The organism is Trebonia sp. (assembly GCF_049794275.1).
In the GTDB taxonomy this organism is placed as follows: Bacteria; Actinomycetota; Actinomycetes; order Streptosporangiales; family Streptosporangiaceae; genus Trebonia.
Map to the genome: position 1 here is coordinate 1 of NZ_JBARCR010000402.1, position 5227 is coordinate 5227.

A 5227-nucleotide genomic window follows, 5' to 3' on the forward strand; every position below is an offset into this window, starting at 1 on the left:
GGCCGGCGCCTGAAGGTGAGGGCCGAGGTGACCGAGGGGCTCCGCTGGCTGCTCAAGCAGCGGATGCTGCGCACGATGGCCATCCTGATCGGGCTGCTGAACATAACGCTCGCCGCGGCGACCGCGGTCCTGGTGCTGCTCGCGAAGGAGCGGCTGCACGTCGGCTCCGTCGGCTACGGGTCGCTCTTCACCTGCATGGCCGTCGGCAGCCTGCTCGGCTCGGCGGTCGGCGACCGGGTGATCAGGCGGGTCACCGCGACCTGGACGATCAGGATCGGGCTGCTGGTCGAGGCGCTGACGCACCTGACCCTCGCGCTCGCGACAAACGTCTACGTCGTGGGCGTCGTGCTGGCTGTGTTCGGGATCCACGCAGCGCTGTGGACCATCGTGGGCACCTCGTTGCGGCAGCGGCTGACGCCGGCGCACATGCTGGGCCGGGTCAGCAGCGCGAACTTGTTCATCTCAGCCGGCGGGAACTTCGCAGGGGCGCTACTCGGCGGTGCCCTCGCCGGCGCCTTCGGCATCACCGCACCGTACTGGGTCGGCTTCGTCGTGGCGCTCATCGTGGCGGCGACGACCTGGCGCGTGTTCGACCGGGCCACGGTCGCGGCAGCGTACGCGGAGCCCGCTGTCGCTGAGGCCTAGCCGTCGACGTCGGCGAACTCGGCGCGCACGCCGAGCAGGCGGACCGGACGGGGCGGGACGCCCGGCTCGAACAGCGCCAGCGCCGCCAGCGCGGCCGCCGCGAAGTCGCCGGCCAGCGGGACGCCGTGGGTGACCGTGTCGAACGGGGCGTAGCGCACCTTGACGACGACGCGGGCCACCGGGCGGTCCACCTCCGTTTCGACCTGCCTGGCCAGCCGGGTCACCTCGGCCGTCACCTGCGTCCAGTCGGCGATGTTGCGCTGGTAGGTGACCTCGCGGCCGTGCGACCTGGCGACGTACGGCGTCGGGTCCACCTCGTCGTCGCCGATACCGCGGCCGAGCAGCACCAGCCACGGGCCCGTCATCGGCCCGAACTCCCGCGCCAGCCGGTCCGGGTCGGCCGCGGCGAGCTCTCGCACGGTGCCGATGCCGAGCGTGGCGAGCTTGGCCGTCGTCTTCGCGCCGATCCCCCAGATCGCGTCAGGCGGCCGGTCGCCGAGCAGGTCGAACCAGGTCGCCGAGGTCAGCCGGAACACCCCGGCCGGCTTGCCGAACCCGGTCGCGATCTTCGCCTGCAGCTTGTTCTCGCCGATCCCGACCGAGCAGTCCAGTTCGGTCGCCACCCGCACGTCGGCGGCGAGCGCGCGGGCGAAGGTTTCCGGGTCGGCCGTGTCCACGCCGACGAAGGCCTCGTCCCAGCCGAGCACCTCCACCGGCTGGCCGGTGTCCCGCAGCACGGCCATGACCCGCTCGGAGACCTCGTTGTAGGCGTCGGCGTCCACCGGCAGGAACACGCAGTCAGGACAGCGCTTGGCCGCGGTGCGCAGCGGCTGTCCCGAGTGCACGCCGAACTCCCGCGCCTCGTAGGACGCGGTGCTGACCACGCCGCGCTTGGCGGGGTCGCCGTCGCCGCCCACCACGACAGGCTTGCCGCGCAGTTCCGGGCGGCGCAGCACCTCGACGGCCGCGATGAACTGGTCCAGGTCAACGTGCAGCACCCACCGGCTCACAACGGGAACGGTACCCGCAGCGCCGCGTCGTAACGATCCCGGAACGCCAGGAACATAGCGTTGCTGCCGTGATGACCGATCGGCGCCGGAGGCCGGCCAGGGCCGCGGCGGTGGCGCTGTTCTGCCTCTGCTGGGGTTTGACCGCCGTCATCGTGGTCATCGCCATCGCCAAGCATCAGCTGGCGAGCCTGGACAGCGGCGGCTCGCTGCCGATCGCCCTGGCCTGCGTGTCCGTCGGCACGATCGTCGTCTGGCACCGTCCCGAGCACCCCATGGGGTGGATCCTGTCCGGGATCGCCGTCTTCTTCGTCCTGGACGGCGCAGGGAGCGGCTACGCGGCGCTCGACTACCGCGACCACCACGGCACGCTGCCGCTTGGTCCGGTAGCGGTATGGGCCGCCCAGTCCTGGGCGCTTGCCATCGTGCTGTTCGGGCTGGCCTTCCTCGTGTACCCGGACGGCGGCGCGCTGACGTCGCGCTGGCGCTGGGTGATCCGGGCCTACGTGGTGCTCGGCGGCGCGTGGATCGCCGGGGCCTGGGCGCTCGCGGTGCTCGCCGCCGCCCGGCACGACATCCGGGTCGACGCCAACGGCGCCCTGACCACCGGGCAGAACGCGCTGTGGTGGAGCGCGCTGTCGGAGGTCTTCTTCCTCGGCACGGGGGTCGCCTGGCTGGCCTGGCTCGGCTACCAGGCCGTAGCGTGGCGCCGGTCGGCCGGCGAGTACAGGCAGCAGCTGAAGTGGCTGATCGGCGGCGCGGCGGTGTGCGCGGCCTGCGGGATCGCGCTCGTCGCGTGGGGGACCATGCCGGCCGCGCTCCAGGCCATCGCCGCGTGCGGGGTGGCCGCGCTGCCGGTCAGCCTCGGCATCGGCATCCTGAAGTTCCGGCTATACGACATCGACAGGATCATCAGCAGGACGCTGGCCTACGCGATCGTGACCGGCGTGCTGATCGGCCTCTACGCGGGCCTGGTGCTGCTGGCGACGGACGTGCTCACGCTCAGTTCCCCTGTCGCCGTCGCCGGCGCGACGCTGATCGTGGCGGCGCTGTTCAACGTGCTGCGGCGCCGGGTACAGCGGGTGGTGGACCGCCGGTTCAACCGTGCCCGCTACGACGCCGAGGCCACCGTGGCGCTGTTCGCCGCCCGGCTCAAGGACACCGTCGACGCCGACTCCGTCACCGGCGATCTCGCCGCCGTCGTGCAGCGGGCCCTGCAGCCCGCGAACCTGTCTGTCTGGCTGCGGGAGTTAGGTCAGCGCTCGGAGCTCTCCAGCCACTTGTCCGTCGTCACCGGGGTCCAGGCGGCGAGCCTGCCGAGCAGCCGTGCCGGGTCGTCGTCGGTGATCACCAGCTCCCGGTGAACCTCGCTGACGAAGCCCTGCCGCACCGCGCCGTCGAGCAGCGCGCGAAGCGGTTCGAAGTAGCCGTCTACGTCGAGCACCCCGCACGGCTTCGCGTGGATGCCGAGCTGGGTCCAGGTGACGACCTCGAAGAACTCGTCGAAGGTCCCGTAGCCGCCGGGCAGCATGATGAACGCGTCGGCCGCGTCGGACATCGTGGCCTTGCGCTCATGCATGGTCTCGACGACCGTGAGGTTCGTCAGCCCGGGATGTGCGACCTCCCTGTCCACCAGGGCGCGGGTGATCACCCCGAAGACCTCTCCGCCGGCGTCGCGGACGGCATCGGCGAGGACGCCCATCAGGCCGACGTCCCCGCCGCCGTAGACCAGCCGGATGCCCTGTTCCGCGAGCAGCCGCCCGAGGGATGCGGCGGCCCGCGCGTACACCGGGTCGGTGCCCTGGTTAGACCCGCAGTAGACCGCGACCGCCCGCAGTGCCCGGCTACTCATCGGCTGGCTGCAGGCGCGACTTCGCCTCGGCGTACAGGTCGGCGGGCAGCGGTCCCTTTTCCGCGGTCGCGATGTTGCTCTGGAGGTGACCGGGGCTGGCCGTGCCGACGATGGTGGTCGACAGGTACGGGTGGCTGAGGGTGAAGCGCAGCACGAACTCCATCGGGGTCATGCCGCTGCCGGCGAGCAGGTCCCCGATGCCCGAGGCCGCCCAGTTCCGCTGGCCGAGCCCGGCCGGCTGGCTGAGCGGGCCGGTCCGCCAGTTCTTGTCCTCTGACGGCGCGCCGCGCGCCGCGCCGCCGCGGATCAGGGTGCCGGCGCCGGTCCCGGCGGCCGCCGTGATGAGCTCCTCGTGATCGCGCTGCACCGCCGAATAGGGGATCTGGAAGGCGTCGAAGACGTCCATGGCGATCTGCCCCGGCAAGTTGGGCAGGATGCCGGACATCCCGATGAAGCGGACCTTGCCTTCCTTCCGCAGCTCCTGCAGCGTCTCGACCGTCTGGTTGTCCCTGAGCTGCTCGACGCTCGGGGACATGTGCACCTGCACCAGGTCGAGACGGTCGGTGCGCAGCCGCCGCAGCGACTGCTCCACGTCCGCCCTGACGTTCGCCGGGCTGTAGTCGTGCGGGTAGGGGGGCTGGGCATCCGCCGGGATCTCGATGAGGCAGCCGCACTTGGACGCCAGGAAGAACTCGTCGCGCCGGTGACCGAGATGCTGACCGATGAGCTCCTCGCTGCGGCCGTAGTCCGGGCTCGTGTCGATCAGGTTGATCCCGCCGTCAAGCACCGCGTTCAGCAGGCGGCCCGCCGTGTCGTCGTCGATCTCCGGCCCGCGGGGCTCGCCTCTCAGCTCCATTGCGCCGTAGCCGAGGATGGTCACGTCTGCCTGGGTGCGGCCGAGGGTCCGCGTCATGATCGTCATGGGCTTTACGCTAGCCCGCCGGGTCCGGGCGTTGCGATACTAGGTGACCGTGAACACACCGCTGACGTATGCGGACTCGATCGTCATCGCCCGGTCCCCCGCTGACCTGTACGACATGGTTTCTGATGTCACGCGAATGGGCGAATGGAGCCCGGTGTGCAAGGCCTGCTGGTGGGACGACGGGCCGGGGCCGTGGGCCGGCGCGTGGTTCACCGGGCGCAACGAACTCCCCGGCCGGGATCCCTGGGAGACGCGGTCGCAGGTGGTCGCGGCCGCCCCCGGCGAGGAGTTCGCGTTCGTGGTCGGCGGCGCCTGGACCCGGTGGGGCTACACGTTCACCCCGGCGGCGGACGGGACGCTGGTGACCGAATCCTGGGAAATGCTGCCCGCCGGCCTCAAGCGATTCGATGAGCGGTTCGGACCGGACGCGGCGGCGCAGGTCGCCAACCGGTTCGAGGCCGCGCGGACAGGGATCCCGCAGACGCTCGCCGCCCTGAAGCGGATCGCGGAGGGAACCTTATGACCCGCTGTCTTCGGCCGGCCTCCGCGGGAGGGCGACCGGCGCTGGCTGGGCAGCCCGGCGCGAACGCAGCGTCAGGCGTGGCGCCGGCCTGCGGACGGTGAGCCGTCCGGCTCCGGAGAGGACGACCCAGCCGCAGAGCGCGAGCGGGTAGCAAAAGTAGCCGAACCTGGTGGCCGGCGACAGGGCGAACAGCGCGGTGAGCCCGAGGGCAATCCTGGTGGCCGCCCGGGCCGGGCCGGCGGGCGCCGCGAAGACCAGCGACAGGACCAGCGCCAGCC

General features: G+C 71.8%; 7 protein-coding genes. 3 read left to right on the forward strand and 4 right to left on the reverse strand.

Annotation, left to right across the window (positions count from 1 at the left end; translation table 11 throughout):
- A partial coding sequence (locus WA805_RS10940) for an MFS transporter (protein ID WP_425242285.1) occupies nt 1-645 on the forward strand: 645 nt, incomplete at its 5' end.
- On the opposite strand, the gene WA805_RS10945 is transcribed toward WA805_RS10940, so the two are convergent.
- The gene (locus WA805_RS10945) at nt 642-1655 is read right to left on the reverse strand and encodes a DNA polymerase IV (protein WP_425242286.1); all 1014 of its coding nucleotides are present in this window, start codon (nt 1653-1655) and stop codon (nt 642-644) included. The two genes, WA805_RS10940 and WA805_RS10945, sit on opposite strands and share 4 nt — an antisense overlap.
- Nucleotides 1656-1723: 68 nt before the next feature.
- Here WA805_RS10945 and WA805_RS10950 point away from each other — a divergent pair, with 68 nt between their 5' ends.
- Nucleotides 1724-3016 carry a hypothetical protein gene (locus tag WA805_RS10950; protein WP_425242287.1) on the forward strand — a complete coding sequence of 431 codons (1293 nt, stop codon included), beginning with the start codon at nt 1724-1726 and terminating at the stop codon, nt 3014-3016.
- Here WA805_RS10950 and WA805_RS10955 read toward each other — a convergent pair.
- Nucleotides 2908-3504 carry a TIGR00730 family Rossman fold protein gene (locus WA805_RS10955; RefSeq protein WP_422276657.1) on the reverse strand — a complete coding sequence of 199 codons (597 nt, stop codon included), beginning with the start codon at nt 3502-3504 and terminating at the stop codon, nt 2908-2910. The genes WA805_RS10950 and WA805_RS10955 overlap by 109 nt on opposite strands.
- On the reverse strand, nt 3497-4426 hold the full coding sequence (locus tag WA805_RS10960) for an aldo/keto reductase (RefSeq protein ID WP_425242288.1): 930 nt from the start codon (nt 4424-4426) through the stop codon (nt 3497-3499). The genes WA805_RS10955 and WA805_RS10960 overlap by 8 nt, the downstream gene beginning before the upstream one ends.
- Nucleotides 4427-4475: 49 nt before the next feature.
- Between WA805_RS10960 and WA805_RS10965 the strand changes: the two genes are divergently transcribed.
- Nucleotides 4476-4949, forward strand: a complete 474-nt coding sequence (locus WA805_RS10965) for an SRPBCC family protein (protein ID WP_425242289.1) — start codon at nt 4476-4478, stop codon at nt 4947-4949.
- Here WA805_RS10965 and WA805_RS10970 read toward each other — a convergent pair.
- Nucleotides 4944-5227 (reverse strand): hypothetical protein (locus WA805_RS10970; protein WP_425242290.1); only part of this gene is annotated, 284 nt, incomplete at its 5' end. The genes WA805_RS10965 and WA805_RS10970 overlap by 6 nt on opposite strands.